Below are 23168 nucleotides of genomic sequence, written 5' to 3' on the forward strand. Positions count from 1 at the left end.
AAATACAATATAGTTATGTTGCAATTAAATATAAAGAACGAAACGTCAAGGCTGCGGGCAGTAGTTTTGGGTTCTGCAGTTCATAATGGGCCAACTCCAACTTTAGAGGAAGCTTATGATCCTAAATCGTTGGAACATATTAAAGCAGGGACATATCCTATCGAAAAAGATATGATTGCCGAAATGGATGCTTTTAATGCTGTTTTTCAAAAATATGATGTAAAAGTATATCGTCCTGAAATGATTGAAAATTACAATCAGATTTTTGCGAGGGATATAGGTTTTGTGATAGATGATACTTTTGTGAAGTCAAATATTCTGCCGGACAGAGAACGCGAGTTGGATGCTATTCAATATGTAATCGATCAGATGGATCCTTTAAAAGTAGTTCGTCCGCCAGAGGAAGTCCATATTGAAGGAGGTGATGTTATGTTGTGGAACGATCATGTTTTTATTGGAACTTATAAGGGAAGTGATTATAAAGATTACATTACAGCACGAACCAATATGCAGGGTGTAGATTTTATAAAAAAAACGTTTCCGAATAAAATTGTCAAAGAATTTGATTTGGTGAAATCAAAATTGGAAGCTCGTGACAATGCTTTGCATCTGGATTGTTGTTTTCAGCCTGTTGGAAAAGATAAAGGGATTATTTATAAGAGAGGTTTCCGTGAAGAAGCTGATTATTTGTATTTGGTAAACCTTTTCGGAATGGAAAATTTATTTCATATTGAAAGGAATGAGATGTATAATATGTTCTCAAATGTATTTTCGATTGATGAAAATGTAGTGGTTTCTGAGAAAAATTTCACCCGCTTGAACAATTGGTTGCGCTCTAGTGGTTTCATTGTGGAAGAAATTCCGTACGCAGAAATTGCAAAACAGGAGGGATTGTTGAGATGTTCAACTTTGCCATTAATAAGAGATTAAAAGTTTCGAGTTTTAGGTTACATGTTTAATTAACATGAAATCTGAAACTTGAAATAAAAAAAAGATATAAAATGAAACAAACTACAAATGCAATTGTAATGATTCGACCAGTTGCTTTCAGAATGAATGAGCAAACGGCAGTGAATAATTATTACCAAAAGGTATTGGACGGGCTTTTACCAAGTACAGTAAATGCAAAAGCACAGCAGGAATTTGATGACTTTGTTGAGAAACTTAGAGCAGTTGGAGTAGATGTTACTGTTGTTGAGGATACGCTGGAAACAGATACCCCAGACAGTATTTTTCCAAATAACTGGATTTCATTTCATGAAAATGGAGATGTAGCTTTGTATCCAATGTTTGCAGAAAATCGTCGTCAGGAACGTCGTGAAGATATTCTGGATACACTTGAAGAGAAAGGCTTCGAAATTGCTAATATAGTCGATTATACATCGGCAGAAGAAGACGGCTTTTTCTTGGAGGGAACCGGAAGTTTGCTTTTGGACCGCGCAAATGCAAAAGCGTACTGCGCTTTGTCTCCTCGTGCTGACGAAGAGCTGTTTATTGAATTCTGTGAAGATTTTGATTATGCCCCTGTTATTTTTGAAGCTTTTCAAACTGTTGATGGAGAACGTAAATTGATTTATCATACGAATGTAATGATGTGTTTGGGCGAAACTTTTGCTGTTATTTGTGCAGATTGTATTGATGACAAAAAAGAACGTAAAATGGTTCTTGAAAATCTAAAAGCAGACAAAAAGGAAGTTATCCTGATTACAGAGGCACAAGTCAATAATTTTGCGGGTAACATGCTTGAAGTTCGAGGGACAGACGACAAGAAGTATATTGTGATGAGCGCATCTGCACTTCAGAGCCTGACTCCAAAACAAATTGCACAGTTAGAAAATCATGCTGAAATTTTAAGTTCGAGTTTAGATACTATTGAGGCTTGCGGAGGTGGAAGTGCCAGATGCATGATGGCTGAAGTGTTTTTGCCGAGAAGTTAGAATAAAACTTTTAAATATATAAAAAGGGGATAAAACATTGTTTTATCCCCTTTCTGTTAGATGTTGTAAAGTCGGTCTTACATCAAATTTCCTTTAACGATATTGATGATAGAACTAACGATGTATTGAATTCCAATTGAAATTACGATAAAACCAACAATTCGTGATATGGCTACAATTCCTGAAGCACCAAGTATTCTGGCTAAATAATGGGCGCTTTTAAGGATAGCGAAAATTGTAAATGCAATTGCCAAGATAGCTGAGCATGAAATTATAATTTCATTTATTCCGTGGTGTTCCTGATAAAAAGCAATTAATAAAGACATTGATCCCGGCCCTGCAAGCATTGGTATTGCCAAGGGTGTTAGTGCAATGTCATTACGTTGTTGTGCATCAGTTTCAATTTTTTTATTGATTCCTCGTTTTTTATTGAATTTTCCTGAAAGTAGAGAAAAACCGGAATTTACAATTACAATTCCACCAGCAATTCGTAAAGCATCAATGCTTATTCCAAAAAAAGTCAGAACATATTGGCCGATAAAATAAGAAACCAATAAAATGATTCCAACATTTATCGCTGTCCAAAGAGAAATCCGTGAACGTTCTTTTTGAGAATCATGTTGAGTTAAGCCCACAAAGATGGGTACTGTTCCGATCGGGTTCAAAACGGAAAAGAGAGCGGCAAATAAATAAATGAATAAATCCATAGTGTTTAGGTTAGTGCGGTAAAAATAGACATTTTTTGAAACTTCAGGATAAAATCGTACACGGATATTGTTTTTTATTGCAGTTAATTCTAAATCGATAAGCTAGAAATAAGCTCATTCTTTTTGATTACTTTTGCAGTATATTTAAAAATAATGAAAAATAAGAAAACCCTTGTTCTTGGTGCGACTACAAAACCGGAACGTTACGCTTTTAGAGCAATAAATATGTTAGTTGAAAAAGGACATACTGTTTTGGCAATTGGTCAGAACACAGGCGAAGTTGCTGGTGTGAAGATACATACGAAAACAATTCCCGTGAAAAATATCGATACTGTAACTTTGTATTTGAATCCTGCTCGTCAGCGTGATTATTACAATTACATTATAGAAGCACAGCCTAAAAGAGTTGTTTTTAATCCAGGTTCAGAAAATCCCGAATTTTACCAATTGTTAGAATTGAATAATATTAAGGCAGAAGTAGCCTGTACTTTGGTTTTATTGGCTACAAATCAGTACTAATTCGTTTGTTTTTGAGCTCGAAAAAATAGAGAAACTCAATTTTAATCGAATCTGAAAAGAAATATTAATGTATTATTTTTGTCGTCATGGAATTTTCATCAAAATTAATAGAAAAAGCAGTTAGCGAAATGTCTCAGTTGCCAGGAATTGGTAAACGTACGGCATTGCGATTAGTTCTGCATTTGTTAAAACAGCCCAAAGAACAAACTGGTTTTTTATCTCAGGCGCTATTGAATATGCGTGAGAATATTAAATTTTGCGAAAATTGTCATAACATTTCAGATACAAAAGTCTGCGAAATTTGCGCCAATTTATCACGTAATCATCAAACGATTTGTGTTGTTGAGGATATTCGTGACGTGATGGCGATTGAAAATACAGGTCAGTACAAGGGAATTTATCATGTGCTGGGAGGGAAGATTTCTCCAATTGAGGGAGTTGGTCCCAGTCAGTTAAATGTTTCAAGCCTGGTTGAGAAGGTAAAAGCTGGAAAGGTTACAGAGATTATTTTTGCACTCAGTTCAACAATGGAGGGAGATACCACTAATTTCTATATTTATAAGCAAATTGCTGAATCAGAAATTATAATTTCTACAATTGCTAGAGGAATTTCGGTAGGAGATGAATTGGAGTATGCAGACGAAATTACGCTTGGACGAAGTATTTTGCATCGGGTTCTATTCGAAAAAACTTTCAAAAACAACTAAATAAGCTCAAATAACACTTAGATTTTCTGAAGATTAAAGGAAAAGCTATATTTGCGATAAAATTTAACTAATGACAAAAAACGGCTTTTATTTACTGTTATCAATTAGCATACTATTTACATCTTGCATTCCTGTTAAAGACCTAATTTATTTGCAGGATAAAAATAATTCCGGAGAGCAAAATAATATTGTTGCTGTGGAGTCCAAGCCTTACAGATTACAGGTGAATGATGTTTTAAGCATTGATATAAAAGCAATTGACTCTAAGCTAGTTTCAATTTTTAGTACTACAGATAGCGCTTCTTCCGGCACAGCGAAATCGGAATCTGGTTCGTATTTTAATGGATTTACTGTTGACGATCATGGTAATATCAGAATGCCGATTTTAGGTGAAATTAACGTTATTGGATATACGCTTGAAGAAGTCCGTGTTCGAATTGAAAAAAAATTACTGGAAGAATATTTTAAAAGCGAAGCTAATATTTTTGTTATCGTAAAATTAGCCGGCTTTAGATATACCATAAATGGAGAAGTTGGAAGCACCGGAACAAAAACGTTGTTTCAGGAACATGTAAATATTATGGAAGCTATTGCAAACGCAGGAGATATCACTATTACAGGTAATAGAAAGGCGGTAACTGTAATTCGTCAATCGCCAACGGGTGTGCAAATGCAAGATATAGATCTGACGGATATAAACGTGATGAAATCGCCTTATTATTATCTGCAGCCTAATGATTATATTTATGTAAAACCAGTCAAACAAAAATCTTGGGGAACAGGAAAAACCGGGATAGAGTCTATCACAACAATTATTACGGTTTTGTCTTTGGCAACAACAGTGTTTTTATTGCTTAAAAACTAAAATTAAATTCAAAAGATGTTAGATATAAAAGATTTTTCCATTTTTGAAAATCACTCAAATTTTGATTTTAAAGGATTCTTGCTGAAAATAGCCAGTTATTGGAAGTTATTTTTAGTTAGTTTGATAATTGCTTTTGCTATTGCTTATCAGGTTAATGTTCGTAAAGAAAAAATTTACGGGATGCAGACTTTGGTTTCAATTAAGGAAGAAAGAAACCCTTTTTTTACATCCAATACAAGTTTAGTTTTTAATTGGGGTGGCGTTTCAGATCAGGTAAATGGAATAACAACGGTCATACAATCCAGATCACACAACGAGTTAGTTATAGATAAATTACAGTTTTATATCGATTATCTTGTTCAGGGAAAATACAATTTAGTTGACTCTTATGGTGCGGTTCCTTTTTATGTGAAAATTGACAAAACAAAAGGACAGCTTGCTAATACATTGATTGGTATTAAGTTTTTGAGTCCGAATGAATATGAAATTAGAATTCCGTTTGAAGGTAATTCGGCATCATTAATTACTTACTCCAATAATACTTATAGTAATACTGCTATTCAGCCCAAAGAATATACAAGAAGATGCAAAGTAGGAGAACAAATTGGACTTCCTTTTTTAAATTGGAGTTTACAGATAAATGATAATCCGGGTTTTTATACCGGAAACGAGTATTTCGTTCGATTTAATGATTTTGACGGAACAGTATCACGTTATAGAGGAGTAAGTGTTGATTCTGATGATAAAGGCGGTTCAATCCTGACTCTTGGAATGCAAGGGACGAATAAAGCCAGAATGGTCGAATATTTGAATTCGACAGTAAAAATGTTAATCAAAATTCAGCTTGACGGGAAAAATCAGTTTGCGACAAATACCATCCGATTTATCGATAGTACTCTTATTGCTATGGAAATGCAATTGAAGCAAACAGGTAATGAGTTGAAATCGTTTAGAAAAGATAAAAATATCTATGAAATCGAAGGAGGAGGAGCTAAGGTTTCGGATAAAATAATGGATTTTGATGTTGAAAAAGATCAGGTTGCAAGAAAGATTGCTTATTATAATTCGTTAAAGTCATATTTAAATAATAGCAACGACTATTCAAGATTACCGGCCCCTACGGTAGCAGGGATTGAAGATCCAAATGTTGTTGTGAATGTGTCGAAACTTATTGCGCTTTCCGCACAAAGATCGGAAATGGCTTATGCTGTAAAAAGTGATAAGATTTTTAAGGATTTTGACAACCAAATGCAAGCTGTTAAAAATGTTTTGTTAGAAAATATAACCTCTGCAAAAGCATTATTATTGACAGATTTAGCTATGATAAATGCGAAAATTGGTCAGGCCGAAAGTACAGTAAAAAAACTTCCGGAAGAACAGCAGGAGCTGTTGAAGATTCAGAGAAAATATGATTTAAGTGATAATATTTATACTGAATTTCTCAAGAAAAGAAATGAAGCTGAAATCGTTAAAGCATCAAATTTATCAGATATTCATTTTATTGATCCTGCAAAAGATATTGGAGGGGGATTAATCGGTCCAAAAACTTCCGTGAATTATGTGTTGGCCTTATTTTTGGGGACATTAATTCCTTTGTTGTTCGTTTTTGGGGTTTTCTTTGTAAATAATTCAATTCAGAATACTGAAGATGTTAGCAAATTGACCCAAATACCATTAATTGGTATTATCGGTGTAAACAAGAATTCGTTGAGTTTGGCAGTATTTGACAAACCAAAATCGGCATTGTCTGAAGCGTTTAGGGCTATTCGTTCTTCGTTGCAGTTTTTGTATAAAAAGCAACAGGTAAGTGGTTCAAAAACGTTAATGATTACCTCGTCCATAAGTGGTGAAGGGAAGACCTTTTGTTCGATCAATATTGCGACAGTATTTGCTTTAAGTGAAAAGAAAACTGTAATTCTTGGTTTGGATTTGAGAAAACCCAGATTAGCAGATGAATTTAATTTAAAAAATCAAATAGGTGTTGTTAATTATCTCATTAAACAAAATAATTTAAATGAAATTACAAACCAGACGCAGGTTCCAAATCTGGACGTTATACTCTCAGGTCCAATTCCGCCAAATCCTTCAGAACTTATTCTGAGTGATGCTATGAAGGAATTAATTCTGGAACTGAAACAAAAGTATGATTATATTATTTTGGATACGCCTCCGGTTGGGTTAGTTTCGGATGCATTAGAATTGGCGCAATTTGCAGATGTGACGCTATATATAGTAAGGCAGAATTATACTAAAAAGGATATGATTACCTTGTTGAACACCAGAGTTAAAAGAGGCGAGTTGAATAATGCCAGCATCGTTTTAAATGGTTATGAGAATAAGGCAAAATACGGTGCCGCTTATGGCTATGGTTATGGCGCTTATGCAAATGGTTACCATGATGAGGAAGTGAAAGTAAATTTTTGGGACAGTATTTTGAAAAAATTCAATAAAAAATAATTCGAAGTAAATGAATACATCAAAACAATATAGAATTTTGATTACGGGAGGTGCAGGATTTATTGGATCGAATTTGTCTGAGTATTTTTTAGGGCTTGGTCATAAAGTAGTTTGTCTGGATAATTTTTCAACGGGCCATCACCATAATTTAAAGGATTTTATTTCGAATTCAAATTTTAAATTAATAGAAGGAGATATCCGAAATATAGCCGATTGTGTTTTGGCAGTTGAAGAAGTAGATTATGTTTTACACCAGGCAGCTTTAGGTTCAGTTCCGAGATCAATCAATGATCCTATTACAACAAATGACGTAAATGTTTCTGGCTTTTTAAATATGTTAGTAGCGGCCCGTGATGCAAAAGTTAAAAGGTTTATATATGCAGCAAGTTCATCAACGTATGGAGATTCTCAAGGATTGCCAAAGGTTGAAGAAGTTATAGGTAAACCGCTATCGCCATATGCGATCACAAAGTATGTAAATGAATTGTATGCTGAGATTTTTAGTAAAACATATGGATTAGAAACTATTGGATTGCGATATTTTAATGTTTTTGGAAGAAAACAAGATCCTAATGGAGCTTATGCAGCTGTAATTCCGAAGTTTGTAATGCAGCTCATGAAATATGAAAGCCCAGTGATAAATGGTGATGGGAATTATTCTCGTGATTTTACTTATATCGATAATGTAATTCAGATGAACGAATTGGCAATGACAAGTCAAAATCCTGCTGCAATTAATACAGTTTACAATACAGCCTTTGGTGATCGAAATTCTTTGAATGATTTGATTGGATATTTAAAAGAGTATTTGAGTGAATTTGATTCAAAAATTAGAGATGTAGAAATTGTTTACGGAGCCAATCGGGCGGGAGATATTCCGCATTCATTAGCAAGTATCGACAAAGCGAGGACTGTATTAGGGTATGATCCACAATACTCTTTACAAGATGGTTTAAAAGAGGCGGTAAGCTGGTATTGGAATAATTTAAAATAAAAACAAGGATCAAGATAATAGTAAAGTAAATGAAAATTACAAAAATTTGTTGCATTGGTGCAGGTTATGTTGGGGGGCCAACAATGGCAGTAATTGCTCAAAAATGTCCACATATTCAAGTGACTGTTGTCGATTTGAATGAGCAAAGAATTAAAGACTGGAACGATCCTGATACGAATAATATTCCGATTTACGAACCTGGACTCTCTGAAATAGTAGCTGAGGCAAGGGGGAGAAATCTTTTCTTTTCAACAGAAGTAGAAAAGGCGATTGATGAGGCTCAGGTAATCTTTATTTCTGTAAATACGCCAACTAAAACCTATGGAAAAGGAAAAGGTATGGCGGCCGATTTAAAATATATTGAATTGTGTGCCAGACAAATCGCAAAAGTGGCGAAACAAAATAAAATTGTTGTTGAGAAATCGACTTTGCCAGTGCGTACGGCCGAGGCAATAAAAAGTATTTTGGATAATACCGGAAATGGAGTACAGTTTCAAATTTTATCAAATCCGGAATTTCTGGCCGAAGGAACTGCTGTCACTGATTTGTTAAATCCTGATCGAATCCTGATCGGAGGTGATACAACACCGGAAGGCGAAGTGGCGATAAATGCTTTAGTTGATGTTTATGCAAATTGGGTAAGCAAAGATAAAATCTTAACCACCAATGTCTGGTCATCGGAATTGTCTAAATTAACAGCGAATGCTTTTTTAGCACAACGTATTTCGTCCATAAATGCAATGTCCGAATTGTGTGAAAAAACAGGTGCTGATGTTAACGAGGTCGCTCGTGCTATTGGAATGGATAGCAGAATAGGATCTAAATTTTTAAAAGCATCAGTTGGTTTTGGAGGTTCTTGTTTTCAAAAAGATATTCTCAATTTAGTGTATATAGCAAAATCGTATGGTTTGAACGAAGTTGCCGATTATTGGGAGCAGGTGATTATAATGAATGATCATCAGAAGAAAAGATTTTCGAATAAAATTGTTCAGACTCTGTATAACACTGTTGCGGATAAAAAAATTACCTTTTTAGGCTGGGCATTCAAAAAGGATACAAATGATACCAGAGAATCTGCGGCAATTTATGTGGCAGATGATTTGATTATTGAACAGGCAAGTATAGCTGTTTATGATCCTAAAGTTTCCGGAAACAAAATACAGAGCGATTTAAATTATTTGGAAACGAGGTCAATTGAAGAGAATAAAGCCAGAGTCGTAACGTTTGATAACGCTTATGATGCTTGTAAAGATGCTCACGCAATAGCTGTTTTAACAGAATGGGATGAGTTTACCACTTACGACTGGCAAAGAATATATGATTCAATGCATAAGCCTGCTTTCGTTTTTGATGGAAGAAATATCTTAAATGCAAAAAAGCTGGAGTCAATTGGTTTTATTTATAATGGGATAGGTTCCTAATTGAGATTGGTATTGAAGTAAAATTTGGTATAAAAGAAGAAAGACGGTGTTGGATTTTATTCATTGTAAAAGGAGATTATGAATTGGTATGTTGTTTATACGAAGCCTAAATGGGAGAAGAAAGTTGCGGACAGACTGAGTCAAATAGGTATTGAGTGTTATTGCCCGCTAATCACTCAGGTGAAAGAATGGTCAGACAGGAAGAAGAAAATTGAAGTTCCTCTTTTTAATTCGTACGTATTTGTTCAATTGAAAGATATTGATCGTAATTCCGTTTTTCAGATAGCAGGAGTAGTGCGCTATTTGTTTTGGCTGGGTAAACCTGCAATTGTTCGTGATGAAGAAATTAATAGTATAAAAGGAAGTCTTAAGGCTCCAAACATAAGTGATATATCAGTGACTTCAATTCAGGCTGGAGATCGGATAAAAATAGAAGCAGGAGTTTTCAGTAATCAGGAAGCGATTGTTCAGGAAGTTTCAAACACACATTATATATTGGTTTTAGAATCTTTGGGCTGTGTACTTAAAATAAAATACAAATAATTTAGTTATAGTTTTACAATTTCAGTTAAAACAGAGGGTAGAATTCTTTAGTTTAAGATTTTATTTCTCTGTTTTTTTTATAATGTGATTTTTTGCATACTGATTGAGAGGTGGTTATTGGGTTAGGTTTTTTTTAATAGTCTATTTTTTAAGTAATACGGGAAACCGTATTGATTAAATTGAGTTATTATACTATATTTGCCGAAAATGATTTTGGGGGTATCTGTGTCAAAAAAATGTGACTCAGAAGGGCGAAGCCGTGAATTGAAATGACTGAAATGGATAAAAAGGAATACATGTTGGATGGAAACATAAAAATAGCTGTTATTGGCTTAGGTTATGTTGGTTTGCCTTTAGCCAGATTATTTGCTACTAAATATGTGGTTGTTGGTTTTGATATAAATCAAGAACGAGTTTCTTCTCTAAAATCGGGTACAGATACTACATTAGAAGTAGATGACGAGACCTTACAGAAAGTTTTGGTAGATAAGTCTAATTCTCAGATTGGCCTATATTGTACTACTTCACTTAATGATATAGCAGATTGCAACTATTTTATTATTACCGTTCCAACCCCAGTTGATAAAAATAATCGTCCTGATTTAACTCCATTGTATAAGTCGAGTGAATCAGTTGGTGAGATATTAAAAAAGGGAGATATTGTAATTTACGAGTCAACAGTATATCCGGGAGTAACGGAAGAACAATGTGTACCAGTTCTGGAAAAATTTTCAGGATTGACATTTAATAAAGATTTTTTTGCAGGGTATTCCCCTGAGAGAATAAATCCGGGAGATAAAGAGCACACTGTTGAGAAGATCTTGAAAGTAACTTCAGGATCAACTCCAGAGATTGGAATAAAAGTGGATACACTTTATAAATCTGTAATTACTGCCGGAACACATTTGGCACCTTCAATAAAAGTAGCTGAAGCTGCAAAAGTTATAGAAAATTCTCAACGGGATATTAATATAGCTTTTGTAAATGAACTAGCTAAGATATTCAATTTAATGAATATCGATACGCAGGAAGTATTAGATGCTGCTGCTACAAAATGGAATTTTTTACCTTTCAAACCAGGATTGGTTGGAGGTCACTGTATTGGTGTAGATCCTTATTATTTAGCACAAAGAGCTCAGGAATTTGGGTATCATCCTGAAATAATTTTGGCAGGACGACGTTTGAATGACAGCATGGGAGAGTATGTGGCTTCTCAGGTAGTAAAATTGATGATTAAAAAAGGAATTTCAGTTAATGGAGCAAATCTCTTGATGCTAGGAATTACGTTCAAAGAAAACTGCCCGGACGTTAGAAATACAAAAATTGTTGATGTAATCAAAGCTTTAAAAGAGTATGGAATTGCTGTTACATTATACGATCCTTTGGCTAATATAGAAGAAGTTAGAAAAGAATACAAACTAGAAACTATTAATTCTGTTCCAAATGAAAAATTTGATGCTATTGTACTTGGAGTAGCACATAAAGAATTTTTGAAATTGGATTTTTCAGAATTGCAAAAAGAAAATAGTTTATTATATGATGTAAAGGGAGTCCTAGGTACTTTAGCCGATAATAGGTTATAGTATAGGCTTTTTTTTATTTAAAGAAAAATGAAAACAAGTAATTCAATCATACATGTGATCTTGACCGGAGGAGTTGGCAGCAGATTGTGGCCCCTTTCAAGGAAAAGTCAGCCAAAGCAATATTTGGAAATGTTTGAAGGGAAGTCTTTATTTGAAATGACTGTAGATCGCAATAGTCATTTAGCAGATAAAGTTATGGTGGTTGGGAATGTTGATAATCATGTTCTTAGTGCGAAAGTAATGGATAAGTCTAAAAAGGCTTATGTTAATATTGTTGAATCGACTCCTCGTAATACTGCTGCTGCAATTGCTTTTGCTGCATTTGCTTCTGATCCCGATGATATTTTAATTATAACACCTTCGGATCATATTATTGAAAAGATGGAAGATTATAATAAGGCTATAAATGAAGCTGTCGTAAAAGCAAAAGAAGGTTTTATAGTAACTTTTGGTATCATTCCAACTAAGCCCGAAACAGGATATGGCTACATTGAATCAAGAGGTGATGAAGTGATTTCATTTCGTGAAAAGCCAAACGAGACAACCGCTAAAAATTTCATAGCAAGAGGAAATTTTTTATGGAATAGTGGTATGTTTTGTTTCAAGGCGGGAGTTTTATTAGAAGAATTAAAACAATATCAACCCGATGTTTTTGAAAAGTCCAAAGCTGTTTGGGAAGTAAACAAAGAAGGATTTTTAGATTTAAGTTTATCATTAGAAATCCCGTCAATAAGTATCGATTATGCGGTGATGGAACGCAGTAAGAAAATAAAAGTAGTTCCTGCGGCATTCTCATGGTCTGATTTAGGTTCGTTTGAATCGGTTTACGATTATTTAGTTTCTAGAGGTCATTCTATAGATGATAACGGAAACATGGTTATTGGGACTGAAAAATATACTGCATTTTTGGGATTGAGAAATACAATTTTTGTCTATACGAGTACTGCGAATCTAATTCTTCAAAAGGAAAATTCGCAAGATGTAAAAGATTTATATTGTGAATTAGAAAGACAAAATTCAGAATTGTTAAATTAATTGGAAAGTAAAATGAAGAAAATTCTTGTAACCGGTGGGGCTGGTTTTATTGGTTCACACGTAGTGAGACGTTTTGTGAATAAATATCCAAAATATCAGATCTTTAATTTAGACGCTTTGACTTATGCCGGAAATCTTGAGAATATTAAAGATATTGAGGATAAACCTAATTATACATTTATAAAAGGAGATATCGTAGATGAAACTTTTATAAATGAACTTTTCTCCCTTCATAATTTCGATGGTGTTTTGCATTTAGCTGCGGAATCACATGTTGATCGATCAATTGAAGATCCATTAGCCTTTGTGAAAACAAATGTGATCGGAACAATGAATTTACTAAACGCTGCAAAAAATCAGTGGAAAGATAATTTTGAAGGTAAACGTTTTTATCATATCAGTACGGACGAAGTTTATGGTTCATTAGGAGCTGAAGGACTTTTTACAGAAACAACTTCTTACGATCCTAATTCTCCGTATTCAGCTTCTAAAGCAAGCTCTGATCATTTTGTAAGAGCCTACGGAGAGACTTATGGCCTGCCTTATGTTTTGACGAATTGTTCTAACAACTATGGATCGTATCATTTTCCAGAAAAATTAATTCCTCTTTTTATAAATAATATTATAAATAATAAGCCTTTGCCTGTTTATGGAGATGGCAATTATACGCGCGATTGGCTTTTTGTTGAAGATCATGCGATTGCGATAGATTTAGTTTTTCATGAAGGAAAAAATCATGAAACCTACAACATTGGAGGTTTTAACGAATGGAAGAACATAGATTTAGTGAAGTTATTGTGCCAAATTATGGATCAGAAATTAGGTAGAAATGAAGGAGCTTCGCAAGAATTGATTGCTTATGTGAAAGACCGACCGGGACATGATTTACGTTATGCCATTGATGCTTCAAAAATTAATACAGAATTAGGATGGAAACCATCTGTTACTTTTGAAGAAGGTTTAGAAAAAACAATTAATTGGTATTTGAATAACGAAGAATGGCTACAAAATGTAACTTCTGGTTCTTATAAGGATTACTATCAAAAACAATACTCTTAAACAATAAATAATTTTTTTTAAACCAAGCGGTTAAAATCTAGTTTAAATATGAAAAAGATAATATACGTTCTTACTTTGTTTTTTACTTTACTTGTATCTTTTAATGCAAGTGCTCAGGATATTCTTAAATCAAAAGATTTGAGTACAGTAAAGGTAGATTATTTGTCAGACGATGATTTGGCTAAAATTAGTGCTCAGTTAAAGAGCAATAATGCTACAATTGATCAGGTGGAATCTATGGCTTTATCCAAAGGGATGAATCAGACTGAATTTAATAAGTTGAAAGTGAAACTTACTGAATTCGATAAGAAAAATTCAAAAGATGTTTCGAAAGATAAAAATAAAGACAATAAAACAAAAACAGAAGATAAGGATCTTGATTTTGGAAGAAAACAGGAAAAAATTAAAAATGATAAAGTGAAAGATTCACTAAACGCTTTGATTTTTGGATCCGAATTATTTGATAATCCCACTTTAAATTTTGAACCAGATTTGAAAATGGCAACACCTGTAAATTATATTTTGGGGCCAGGGGATAAATTAGAAGTTAGTGTATATGGTGTTCAGCAGTTTGACGATACTGTCCCGGTAAACTTCGAAGGTAAGATTACAATTCAGAATGTTGGGCAGATAGCAGTGGCTGGAATGTCAATAGAAGCTGCTTCACAAAAAATTAAAGCTGCAATTGCAAGAGTTTATAGTACGGTTAGATCTGGACAATCTCAGGTTAGTGTTAGCTTAAGCGATATTAGAACAATTAAAGTGACAATAGTAGGAGGAAAGCAGCCTGGTAATTATTCTATCTCCTCTCTCGCTTCCGTTTATAATGCATTGCATTTGGCAGGAGGTCCAGGTAAAAATGGCAGTTACAGAAATATAGAATTAATCCGTAATAATAGAGTTTATAGAAATGTCGATATTTATAAGTTTTTAGTAAAAGGTGATCAGTCTGATAATGTCAGTTTGAAGGATAATGACGTTATCAGAATTCCGGCTTATACTCAAAGGGTGACTGTTGAAGGAGAAGTAAAGAGACCAGGGATTTTTGAAATGAAAAAAGGTGAAAAGTTTTCCGATCTTTTAACTTTTGCGTCTGGCTTTAATGAGTTCGCTTATACTGCCTCGGTAAATGTTTTGCAAAAAACAGGAAAAGAGTTTAAGGTTCATGATATTAATGAAAGTGAATATGGATCTTATGTTCCACAATCTGGAGACGTGTTCAAGGTTACAAAGATCTTAAATCGATTTGAAAATCGTATTAAAATTGAAGGCGCAGTTTTTAGACCGGATTATTACTCGTACAATGAAGGAATGAGAATTTCTGATCTTGTCACTAGGGCTGAGGGACTTAAGGAAGATGCGTATACCAAAAGAGCGAGAATTATTCGTTTGAAGACAGATCTAACAACGGAGATTGTAAATGTGGATTTAACTGCTGCCTTGTCAGGTGATTTAAATGCTGATATAGAACTTAAAAGAGAAGATATTATTACAGTGTATTCGATTCTAGAGTTTAGAGAAGAATACAAGGTAACGATTGATGGGGAAGTCAAAAATCCTGGAGAGTATGAGTATTTTGAAAATTTAACGTTGAATGACTTAGTCGCTCAGGTCGGAGGTTTGACAGGCTCAGCATCAAAAAGAGTTGAAATTGCCAGAATGGTAAAGTCAGATGTAATTGATGATGCAGACCCAAAAAGAATTGAATTGGTTGAGCTTGAAATTACAGCAAATAATAATGAACAGATTAAGAATTTTGTATTAAAGCCTTTTGATGTCATTAACATAAGAAAAATGGCAGTTTACGAAAAGCCTGAAATGGTAAAGGTTAGTGGCGCTGTTACTTATCCAGGAAAGTATGTTTTGGCTAATAAAAAAGAAACCGTTTACAATGTTGTCATGAGAGCAGGTGGATTGACTTCAATTGCTAACTTGGACGGTATGAAGATTAAAAGGCCAATTAAAGATGAGCAAATTGAACAATTAGAAAGTGTAAATCTTAATCTTGATAAAAAACAAATTACCGAAGACGGAAAAGAATTGGATGTAAAACAAAAGGATACACTTAATTCTAAATTATCTAAAAAACTTAGGGATGAATTAAAATTTGCCACCATTCCTGTAAATTGGGAAAAAATTGTAAAAGATAAAAATCATTATTCGAATGTTACTCTATTTCCTGGTGATGAAATTGAAGTAGCGATTTATAATGAAGGTGTTAAAGTAACAGGTAATGTATTGTTGACTTCTGAAATTCCATATAGAAAAGGAAAGGGATTCAAGTACTATCTAAACTCGGTTGGGGGGGTTGATAATAAAGGATGGAAGAAAAAAGCCTATATTATTTATCCAAATGGAAAAGCAGCCGTAACTACTTCATTTTTATTTTTTAGATCATATCCTACTGTTGAACCTGATTCTCAAATTGTTGTTCCTGAAAAGCCGCAATCTAAGAAAATGACAGCAGGAGAGTGGGTCGGAATCGGTAGTGTAGTTTCCAGTTTGGCATTACTAATTGTTACAGCATTTAAATAAAAAATTTCATGGATAATAAAATTATCGAATCAGAAGAAATTTCAATCAAAGAATTTGTACAACAAATAAAGAGTTGGTGCGTCTATTTGCTTTCAAAATGGAAGATTATTGTGGTTGCTGGAATAATTGGTTGCCTATTGGGATTGACTTATTCATTTGTAAAAAAGCCGATATATACAGCATCATTGACATTTGCTGTTGAAGATGAAAAAGGAGGTGCTGGGGGGTTAGGAGGTGCTTTAGGATTAGCAAGCTCATTTGGTTTAGATTTAGGAGGTAGCGGCGGAGGAATATTTACTGGGAGTAACTTAGCTGAGTTATTTAAATCAAGAAAAATGGTGCAAAAAGCATTGTTGACACCTGTTAAAGTTGATGGGAAAATTATTTCTTTGGTTGAAATGTATATTCAGAATATGAAGTTTAGAAAAAAATGGGTTGAAAAGCCAAGATTTGCCTCTATACAATTTTTACCAAATGCTGACCCGGGAAAATTTTCGCGAGATCAAGATAGTATAATAGGATTAATTTATTCCAATTTAAGCAAGACAAGCTTGTCCGTTGCACAGAAAGATAAAAAAATTTCAATAATAACAATGGATGTTACTTCTACAAGCGAGTTGTTTTCTAAATTTTTTTGTGAAGCTTTAACTAAAGAAGTTGGAAAGTTTTATGTTGAGACTAAAAGTAAAAAGGCTCGTACAAATATGGCTATGCTGGAACGCCAAGTTGATTCTGTTAGAAATGAATTAAATGGTGCTATTACCGGAGTAGCAGTTGCTAATGATAATACTTTCAATTTGAATCCTGCTCTAAATGTACGTCGAGCACCATCAGCTAGAAGACAGGTTGATGTGCAGGCAAATACGGCTATTTTAACAGAGTTAGTAAAACAGTCGGAACTTGCGAAAGTCACTTTGAGAAAAGAAACTCCTCTAATTCAGGTTATCGATAGCCCAATTTTGCCTTTGTACAAGGAACAATTAGGTAAACTTAAGGGAATGATTTTAGGAGGTTTTATTGCAGGATTTTTAATAGTTGTATTTTTAATTTTAAAACGCTTAATAAAAGATTTATTATAATGAGAATATTAATTACTGGAGGAGCGGGATTTATTGGGTCTAATTTATCGGACTTTTTTTTGAATAAAAATTATGAAGTTGTTTGTTTGGATAACTTTGCTACTGGACACAGATCAAATATTTTACCTTTTTTGGAAAATGTAAATTATACTTTGATAGAAGGTGATATTAGAAATTTGAAAGATTGTCAAAAAGCAGTTGTCGGAGTTGATTATGTTCTGCATCAAGCAGCCTTAGGTTCTGTTCCAAGGTCTATTAATGATCCTATTACTACTAATGATGTTAATGTAACTGGTTTTTTGAATATGTTAACGGCTTCCAGAGATGCAAAAGTAAAACGTTTTGTGTATGCGGCAAGTTCATCAACATATGGAGATTCTCAAGGATTACCCAAGGTAGAGGATGTTATAGGAAGACCTCTTTCACCATATGCAATAACTAAGTATGTTAATGAATTGTATGCAGATATTTTTAGTAAGACATATGGTTTAGAAACTATTGGGTTAAGATATTTTAATGTGTTCGGTAGAAAACAAGATCCAAATGGAGCATACGCAGCTGTCATTCCTAAATTTGTTATGCAATTTATGAATTATGAAAGTCCTGTTATTAATGGAGACGGTAACTATTCGAGAGATTTTACATATATTGACAACGTTATTCAGATGAATGAATTAGCGATGACAAGTGAAAATCTAGAAGCTATTAATACTGTTTATAATGTGGCTTACGGTGATAGGACTACATTAACGCAACTAGTTGAATTGCTGAAGGAATACCTCTCTGTTTATGATCCTAAAATTGCTAATATTGAAGTGATCTATGGACCTAGTAGAGCTGGAGATATTCCACATTCTCTAGCTAGTATAGCTAAAGCGGAAAACTTGTTAGGTTATAAGCCAAAATTCTCGATTCAAGATGGCTTAAAGGAAGCTGTTGCATGGTATTATGATAATTTAAAATAATAAAAATTACGATTAATTTAATAATTTGAATTCTGAATAACAGAAAATTGATATGAAAAAAATTGCCATAATTGGACTTGGTTATGTTGGACTACCTTTAGCTAGATTATTCGCTACTAAATATTCTACAATAGGCTTTGATATTAATGTAAATAGAATATCTGAACTGAATGGTGGCCATGATAGCACATTGGAAGTTGAAGATGAAATATTAAAAAAAGTTCTAGTTGATAGACATTCAAGTGAAATGGGGCTTTATTGTACAGACAATTTAGATATTTTAAAAGAATGTAATGTATTTATAGTTACTGTTCCTACCCCTGTTGATAAAAATAACAGACCAGATTTAACCCCTCTTTACAAAGCAAGTGAAACAGTTGGGAAAGTTCTTAAAAAAGATGACATTGTAATTTATGAATCTACTGTTTATCCTGGTGTCACAGAGGAGGAATGCATTCCTGTTCTTGAAAAAATTTCTGGTTTAAAATTTAATGTTGATTTTTTTGCGGGTTACTCACCTGAGCGAATTAATCCCGGTGACAAAGAACATACAGTTGAGAAAATATTAAAAGTTACTTCTGGATCTAATCCTCAAATAGGTATTGTAGTAGATGAACTATATAAAAGTGTAATTACTGCAGGAACGCATTTGGCACCTTCTATTAAAGTTGCAGAAGCAGCGAAGGTAATTGAAAATTCTCAGAGAGATATAAATATTGCCTTTGTCAATGAATTGGCCAAAATATTCAATTTAATGAATATAGATACTAATGCGGTACTTGAAGCTGCAGGGACTAAATGGAATTTTTTGCCATTTAAACCAGGATTGGTAGGAGGGCATTGTATTGGGGTTGATCCTTACTATTTGGCTCAGCGAGCTCAGGAATTTGGTTATCATCCTGAAATAATTTTGGCAGGTAGAAGACTAAATGATAGTATGGGAGAATATGTAGCATCACAGGTTGTTAAACTTATGATTAAAAAAGGCATTGCTGTTAAAGATTCTAATTTGTTAATGTTAGGAATAACATTTAAAGAAAATTGTCCCGATGTGCGTAATACAAAAATAGTTGACGTAGTTAATGCCTTAAAAGATTATGGTATTGAAGTTACAATTCATGACCCCATGGCTAGCCCGGCAGAAGTTATGCATGAATATAATTTAGTGATGAAATCAGATTTACCGAAAACTAAATTTGATACTATTATATTAGGAGTAGCTCACAAAAAATTTTTAGAACTAGATTTGGTTTCGTTACAAAAAGAGAATAGCATTTTATATGATGTTAAAGGAATTTTGGGTAATAATGTGGATGGTAAACTATAATTAAATATTCATGACAAAAATTATAAATTTACCAAAAATTACTGATCCTAGAGGAAATCTCACTTTTCTGCAATATCCAAATCAAATACCTTTTGAAATTGAAAGAACATTTTGGACTTATGATGTTCCAGGTGGAGAAATTAGAGGGGGACACGCTTATCATAAACAAGAAGAAATAATTATAGCTCTTAGCGGGAGTTTTGATGTTGTGATAACTAATTTAGATGGTAGTGTTGAAAAATATTCTTTAAATCGAAGTTATTACGGATTGTATTTGCCTGCAAAAACTTGGAGACATATAGAGAATTTTTCAACTAATTCTTTAGCATTACATATTTCTAGTGATGCTTTTTCTAAAGATGATTATATTAGAGATTTTGAGTATTTAAAAAAATTATCGAATGAGTAACATAAATAGTGTTTTTGAATGTAACCTTTTGTATTTAAAACAAATTGGAGACAGAAATGGTCACATTACGGCTATTAATAATGATATTGATTTGCCATTTGCTACAAAAAGAATATTTTATTTATATGATATCCCCGGGGGGGAATCTAGAGGTGCTCATGCTCATAAACAATGTCATCAATTTTTAGTCGCAACTAGTGGTTCTTTTGAAGTATTGTTGGATGATGGTAAAACAAAAAGGCAAGTATTATTGAATAGGCCAGATATTGGATTGCATATCCCTCCAGGTATTTGGGCTTCTGAAATTAATTTTTCTTCTGGGAGTATATGTTTAGTTTTTGCATCTCATGAATACGATGAGAGTGATTATATAAGAGATTATGAAGATTTTTTAAAATTTCAAATGGTATGATTCATAAGTTAGCAGATGTTCAATCTAAAAATATAGGAGAAGGAACAACTATTTGGCAATTTTGTGTGGTCTTAAAAAATGCTAAGATTGGAAAAAATTGTAATATAAATTGCAATGTTTTTATAGAGAATCAAGTTGTTATAGGTGATAATGTAACAGTTAAACCAGGTGTTCAAATTTGGGATGGCGTAACAATTGAAGAAAATGTTTTTATTGGTCCTAATGTAACATTTACTAATGATTTATATCCAAGATCAAAACAACATCTTTCCGAGTATTATAAAATTAAAATTTGTAGGGGAGCATCAATAGGAGCAAATTCAACTATTGTAGCTGGTGTTGTAATAGGTGAATATGCTATGTTAGGAGCAGGCACGGTATTAACGAAAGATGTTCAGCCTCATACCCTATGGTATGGAAATCCTGCTAATCAAAAGGGATTTGTAACAAAATCAGGTGAAATATTAGATATGGATTTAAAATCTAAATCAACCGGGCTGGAATATGAATTTTTTGAAAACGAATTGATACTAAAATAAATGATAAAATTTTTAGATTTACAAAAGATAAATGCGCAATATAAAGAAGAGCTTAAACAAGCTTTTTCTCGTGTTTTAGATTCTGGATGGTATATAATGGGTACTGAATTAAAACAGTTCGAAGCAAATTTTGCTGCCTATTGTGGTGTTGACCATGCTATTGGCGTTGCAAACGGATTAGATGCTCTTATTCTTATCATTAGAGCTTATAAAGAAATGGGAATATTTCATGATGGAGACGAAATTCTTGTTCCATCAAACACCTATATTGCAAGTATTTTAGCAATTTCTGCAAATAATTTGATTCCAGTATTGGTAGAGCCAAATTTAGAAACATATAATATTGATCCTCTATTGGTAGAATCTAAAATTACTTCAAAAACTAAGGCTATATTACCAGTTCATTTATATGGTCAATTATGTGATATGCCAGGTATTATTGCTATCGCAAATAAGTACAATTTGAAAGTAATAGAAGACTGTGCCCAAGCTCATGGCGCAATTTTAAACAACAAAAAAGCTGGAAGTTGGGGTAATGCATCAGGGTTTAGCTTTTATCCAGGCAAGAATTTAGGTGCTTTGGGTGATGCTGGAGCCATAACAACAAATGATCAAGATCTGGTAGTATGTATTCGAGCTCTTTTAAATTATGGTTCCCATGTTAAATATCAAAATTTATACAAAGGAATTAATAGTCGTTTAGATGAATTACAAGCAGCTTTATTAGATGTAAAATTGAATAATCTAGATGCTGAAACTGAGATAAAAAGGAAAATTGCAAATAGATATATTAAAGAAATAGTTAATCCAAAAATTATTTTGCCAAATGTTGTTAATGCTATGGCTCATGTTTGGCATTTGTTTGTTATACGAACAGAAAACAGAGAAGCTTTGCAAAATTATTTGACAAATAATGGCGTTCAAACAGTTATCCATTATCCAATTCCCCCTCATCATCAGGAAGCTTACAAAGAATGGAATTCTTTGAGGTTTCCAATTTCTGAATTAATTCATAATACTGTAATTAGTTTGCCTTTAAATTCATTAATACTATCAACAGAAGTTGATAAGATAATACGTCTTTTAAATGAATATTGAATTATATTCAAAAATTAAGAGAAGGTGCCATCGCATTTTTGTTGTTGACTTTTATATTTTTTTTCGTATTCAAAAATATAAGTTGTTATCAACTTGTAATAGGATTAATGGAAAACCAATTTATAATAGTCCAGCATTATTGAATGGATTGGGCAGGATAATCTTTAATGGGAAAGTCAATTTGGGAGTTAATCCGTCACCTCAAATTTACTCATCTTATATACATTTAGAAGCAAGAAGAATAAATTCTGTAATAAAAATTGGAGATGGAGTTTGGATTAATAATAATGCATGTATCATTAGTGAAGGTGATGGTATAGAAATTGGGGATAATACACTTATAGGCTTTGGATTTATAGCATTTGATACAGATTTTCATGATTTAAATCCTTTGAAGAGGATTGGTGGTAATATAAATACTGCGAGCGTACTAATAAAAAAAAATGTTTTTATTGGTTCAAATGTTTCTGTCTTAAAGGGAGTAATTATAGGTGAGAATTCAGTTATTGCGCATGGGTCTGTTGTTACTACGTCAATTCCAGATAATGTAATTGCGGGTGGAAATCCATGCCGCGTAATTAAGCCTCTAAACTTTTAATATAAGAAAATTTGAAATTAATTAAAACTACTTTTTTTTCTGCAATTATTACTCTAATTCGGATTAGTTCTGGATTTGCAGCTAATAAAGTTGTTGCTGTATTTACTGGTCCTAGTGGTGTCGCTTTGATTGGAGCTTTTTCAAATTTCATAAGCATTGTACTTACTTTTGCGAATGGAGCTATTAATACAGGTGTTGTAAAATATACAGCTGAGTATGAAGCTGACAATGAAAAGTTAAAATCATTATTCAGTACTTCATTTAAAATAAGTTTGTACTGTTCTGGTATTGTAGGTGTTATACTATTGCTATTTGGATCATTCTTTTCTAGTTGGATATTTGTTTCCAATTTATATAGTAATCCTATAAGGGTTTTAGG

The 23168-nt window shown here is 33.2% G+C and carries 23 protein-coding genes; 21 read left to right on the forward strand and 2 right to left on the reverse strand.

Annotated features, from left to right (window positions below):
• Positions 1–15 precede the first annotated feature (15 nt).
• Complete coding sequence (locus FLA105534_RS16770) at positions 16–930, forward strand: dimethylarginine dimethylaminohydrolase family protein (protein WP_173967245.1); 915 nt, start codon at positions 16–18, stop codon at positions 928–930.
• A gap of 71 nt (positions 931–1001) precedes the next feature.
• On the forward strand, positions 1002–1937 hold the full coding sequence (gene ctlX, locus FLA105534_RS16775) for a citrulline utilization hydrolase CtlX (protein WP_173967246.1): 936 nt from the start codon (positions 1002–1004) through the stop codon (positions 1935–1937).
• Positions 1938–2014: 77 nt separating this feature from the next.
• On the opposite strand, the gene FLA105534_RS16780 is transcribed toward ctlX, so the two are convergent.
• Positions 2015–2644, reverse strand: coding sequence for a MarC family protein (locus FLA105534_RS16780; RefSeq protein ID WP_173967247.1), 630 nt, complete (start codon positions 2642–2644; stop codon positions 2015–2017).
• A 153-nt stretch (positions 2645–2797) separates the two neighbouring features.
• Here FLA105534_RS16780 and FLA105534_RS16785 point away from each other — a divergent pair, with 153 nt between their 5' ends.
• The 19 genes from FLA105534_RS16785 to FLA105534_RS16875 all read left to right on the forward strand — a co-directional run bounded on the left by FLA105534_RS16785 (position 2798) and on the right by FLA105534_RS16875 (position 22789).
• Positions 2798–3163 (forward strand): CoA-binding protein, encoded by a 366-nt coding sequence (locus FLA105534_RS16785; RefSeq protein ID WP_173967248.1) that lies wholly within the window; start codon positions 2798–2800, stop codon positions 3161–3163.
• 86 nt (positions 3164–3249) lie between these two features.
• On the forward strand, positions 3250–3870 hold the full coding sequence (gene recR / locus FLA105534_RS16790) for a recombination mediator RecR (RefSeq protein WP_173967249.1): 621 nt from the start codon (positions 3250–3252) through the stop codon (positions 3868–3870).
• A 70-nt stretch (positions 3871–3940) separates the two neighbouring features.
• Positions 3941–4735, forward strand: a complete 795-nt coding sequence (locus tag FLA105534_RS16795; protein WP_173967250.1) for a polysaccharide biosynthesis/export family protein — start codon at positions 3941–3943, stop codon at positions 4733–4735.
• Positions 4736–4750: 15 nt separating this feature from the next.
• Positions 4751–7192: an exopolysaccharide transport family protein gene (locus FLA105534_RS16800; RefSeq protein WP_173967251.1), complete on the forward strand. Its 2442-nt coding sequence runs from the start codon at positions 4751–4753 to the stop codon at positions 7190–7192.
• A gap of 10 nt (positions 7193–7202) precedes the next feature.
• A complete protein-coding gene (locus FLA105534_RS16805; protein WP_173967252.1) occupies positions 7203–8186 on the forward strand; it encodes an SDR family oxidoreductase in 984 nt (327 codons plus the stop codon).
• A 29-nt stretch (positions 8187–8215) separates the two neighbouring features.
• On the forward strand, positions 8216–9607 hold the full coding sequence (locus tag FLA105534_RS16810) for a UDP-glucose 6-dehydrogenase (RefSeq protein WP_173967253.1): 1392 nt from the start codon (positions 8216–8218) through the stop codon (positions 9605–9607).
• A 78-nt stretch (positions 9608–9685) separates the two neighbouring features.
• Entirely contained in the window at positions 9686–10150 is a 465-nt protein-coding gene (locus FLA105534_RS16815) for a UpxY family transcription antiterminator (RefSeq protein ID WP_173967254.1), read from the forward strand.
• 269 nt (positions 10151–10419) lie between these two features.
• A complete protein-coding gene (locus FLA105534_RS16820) occupies positions 10420–11733 on the forward strand; it encodes a nucleotide sugar dehydrogenase (protein ID WP_173967255.1) in 1314 nt (437 codons plus the stop codon).
• A 27-nt stretch (positions 11734–11760) separates the two neighbouring features.
• On the forward strand, positions 11761–12768 hold the full coding sequence (locus FLA105534_RS16825; RefSeq protein WP_173967256.1) for a mannose-1-phosphate guanylyltransferase: 1008 nt from the start codon (positions 11761–11763) through the stop codon (positions 12766–12768).
• A 12-nt stretch (positions 12769–12780) separates the two neighbouring features.
• Positions 12781–13827, forward strand: coding sequence for a dTDP-glucose 4,6-dehydratase (gene rfbB / locus FLA105534_RS16830; RefSeq protein ID WP_173967257.1), 1047 nt, complete (start codon positions 12781–12783; stop codon positions 13825–13827).
• A 48-nt stretch (positions 13828–13875) separates the two neighbouring features.
• Positions 13876–16362 carry an SLBB domain-containing protein gene (locus FLA105534_RS16835; RefSeq protein WP_173967258.1) on the forward strand — a complete coding sequence of 829 codons (2487 nt, stop codon included), beginning with the start codon at positions 13876–13878 and terminating at the stop codon, positions 16360–16362.
• An 8-nt stretch (positions 16363–16370) separates the two neighbouring features.
• Positions 16371–17441, forward strand: a complete 1071-nt coding sequence (locus FLA105534_RS16840) for a Wzz/FepE/Etk N-terminal domain-containing protein (protein ID WP_173967259.1) — start codon at positions 16371–16373, stop codon at positions 17439–17441.
• Positions 17441–18406, forward strand: coding sequence for an SDR family oxidoreductase (locus FLA105534_RS16845; protein WP_173967260.1), 966 nt, complete (start codon positions 17441–17443; stop codon positions 18404–18406). The genes FLA105534_RS16840 and FLA105534_RS16845 overlap by 1 nt, the downstream gene beginning before the upstream one ends.
• A 52-nt stretch (positions 18407–18458) precedes the next feature.
• Positions 18459–19733 carry a nucleotide sugar dehydrogenase gene (locus tag FLA105534_RS16850; protein WP_173967261.1) on the forward strand — a complete coding sequence of 425 codons (1275 nt, stop codon included), beginning with the start codon at positions 18459–18461 and terminating at the stop codon, positions 19731–19733.
• A 10-nt stretch (positions 19734–19743) separates the two neighbouring features.
• A complete protein-coding gene (locus FLA105534_RS16855) occupies positions 19744–20142 on the forward strand; it encodes a sugar 3,4-ketoisomerase (RefSeq protein WP_173967262.1) in 399 nt (132 codons plus the stop codon).
• Entirely contained in the window at positions 20135–20554 is a 420-nt protein-coding gene (locus FLA105534_RS16860; protein ID WP_173967263.1) for a sugar 3,4-ketoisomerase, read from the forward strand. Before FLA105534_RS16855 ends, FLA105534_RS16860 begins: the two co-directional genes overlap by 8 nt.
• On the forward strand, positions 20551–21093 hold the full coding sequence (locus tag FLA105534_RS16865; protein WP_173967264.1) for an acyltransferase: 543 nt from the start codon (positions 20551–20553) through the stop codon (positions 21091–21093). Before FLA105534_RS16860 ends, FLA105534_RS16865 begins: the two co-directional genes overlap by 4 nt.
• Positions 21094–22191, forward strand: coding sequence for a DegT/DnrJ/EryC1/StrS family aminotransferase (locus FLA105534_RS16870; protein ID WP_173967265.1), 1098 nt, complete (start codon positions 21094–21096; stop codon positions 22189–22191). It abuts the gene before it with no gap.
• Entirely contained in the window at positions 22181–22789 is a 609-nt protein-coding gene (locus FLA105534_RS16875) for an acyltransferase (protein ID WP_173967266.1), read from the forward strand. Before FLA105534_RS16870 ends, FLA105534_RS16875 begins: the two co-directional genes overlap by 11 nt.
• Here the strand turns inward: FLA105534_RS16875 and FLA105534_RS16880 are convergent.
• On the reverse strand, positions 22770–23168 hold a 399-nt coding region (locus tag FLA105534_RS16880), incomplete at its 5' end, for a hypothetical protein (protein ID WP_217427709.1). The two genes, FLA105534_RS16875 and FLA105534_RS16880, sit on opposite strands and share 20 nt — an antisense overlap.

Source organism: Flavobacterium collinsii, assembly GCF_902804485.1.
In the GTDB taxonomy this organism is placed as follows: domain Bacteria; phylum Bacteroidota; class Bacteroidia; order Flavobacteriales; family Flavobacteriaceae; genus Flavobacterium; species Flavobacterium collinsii.

Excerpts from the sequence above, each read along its gene's own strand:
- FLA105534_RS16770 (WP_173967245.1), top strand. The coding sequence starts at position 16 with ATGTTGCAATTAAATATAAAGAACGAAACGTCAAGGCTGCGGGCAGTA.
- ctlX (WP_173967246.1), top strand. The coding sequence starts at position 1,002 with ATGAAACAAACTACAAATGCAATTGTAATGATTCGACCAGTTGCTTTC.
- FLA105534_RS16780 (WP_173967247.1), bottom strand. The coding sequence starts at position 2,644 with ATGGATTTATTCATTTATTTATTTGCCGCTCTCTTTTCCGTTTTGAAC.
- FLA105534_RS16785 (WP_173967248.1), top strand. The coding sequence starts at position 2,798 with ATGAAAAATAAGAAAACCCTTGTTCTTGGTGCGACTACAAAACCGGAA.
- recR (WP_173967249.1), top strand. The coding sequence starts at position 3,250 with ATGGAATTTTCATCAAAATTAATAGAAAAAGCAGTTAGCGAAATGTCT.
- FLA105534_RS16795 (WP_173967250.1), top strand. The coding sequence starts at position 3,941 with ATGACAAAAAACGGCTTTTATTTACTGTTATCAATTAGCATACTATTT.
- FLA105534_RS16800 (WP_173967251.1), top strand. The coding sequence starts at position 4,751 with ATGTTAGATATAAAAGATTTTTCCATTTTTGAAAATCACTCAAATTTT.
- FLA105534_RS16805 (WP_173967252.1), top strand. The coding sequence starts at position 7,203 with ATGAATACATCAAAACAATATAGAATTTTGATTACGGGAGGTGCAGGA.
- FLA105534_RS16810 (WP_173967253.1), top strand. The coding sequence starts at position 8,216 with ATGAAAATTACAAAAATTTGTTGCATTGGTGCAGGTTATGTTGGGGGG.
- FLA105534_RS16815 (WP_173967254.1), top strand. The coding sequence starts at position 9,686 with ATGAATTGGTATGTTGTTTATACGAAGCCTAAATGGGAGAAGAAAGTT.
- FLA105534_RS16820 (WP_173967255.1), top strand. The coding sequence starts at position 10,420 with ATGACTGAAATGGATAAAAAGGAATACATGTTGGATGGAAACATAAAA.
- FLA105534_RS16825 (WP_173967256.1), top strand. The coding sequence starts at position 11,761 with ATGAAAACAAGTAATTCAATCATACATGTGATCTTGACCGGAGGAGTT.
- rfbB (WP_173967257.1), top strand. The coding sequence starts at position 12,781 with ATGAAGAAAATTCTTGTAACCGGTGGGGCTGGTTTTATTGGTTCACAC.
- FLA105534_RS16835 (WP_173967258.1), top strand. The coding sequence starts at position 13,876 with ATGAAAAAGATAATATACGTTCTTACTTTGTTTTTTACTTTACTTGTA.
- FLA105534_RS16840 (WP_173967259.1), top strand. The coding sequence starts at position 16,371 with ATGGATAATAAAATTATCGAATCAGAAGAAATTTCAATCAAAGAATTT.
- FLA105534_RS16845 (WP_173967260.1), top strand. The coding sequence starts at position 17,441 with ATGAGAATATTAATTACTGGAGGAGCGGGATTTATTGGGTCTAATTTA.
- FLA105534_RS16850 (WP_173967261.1), top strand. The coding sequence starts at position 18,459 with ATGAAAAAAATTGCCATAATTGGACTTGGTTATGTTGGACTACCTTTA.
- FLA105534_RS16855 (WP_173967262.1), top strand. The coding sequence starts at position 19,744 with ATGACAAAAATTATAAATTTACCAAAAATTACTGATCCTAGAGGAAAT.
- FLA105534_RS16860 (WP_173967263.1), top strand. The coding sequence starts at position 20,135 with ATGAGTAACATAAATAGTGTTTTTGAATGTAACCTTTTGTATTTAAAA.
- FLA105534_RS16865 (WP_173967264.1), top strand. The coding sequence starts at position 20,551 with ATGATTCATAAGTTAGCAGATGTTCAATCTAAAAATATAGGAGAAGGA.
- FLA105534_RS16870 (WP_173967265.1), top strand. The coding sequence starts at position 21,094 with ATGATAAAATTTTTAGATTTACAAAAGATAAATGCGCAATATAAAGAA.
- FLA105534_RS16875 (WP_173967266.1), top strand. The coding sequence starts at position 22,181 with ATGAATATTGAATTATATTCAAAAATTAAGAGAAGGTGCCATCGCATT.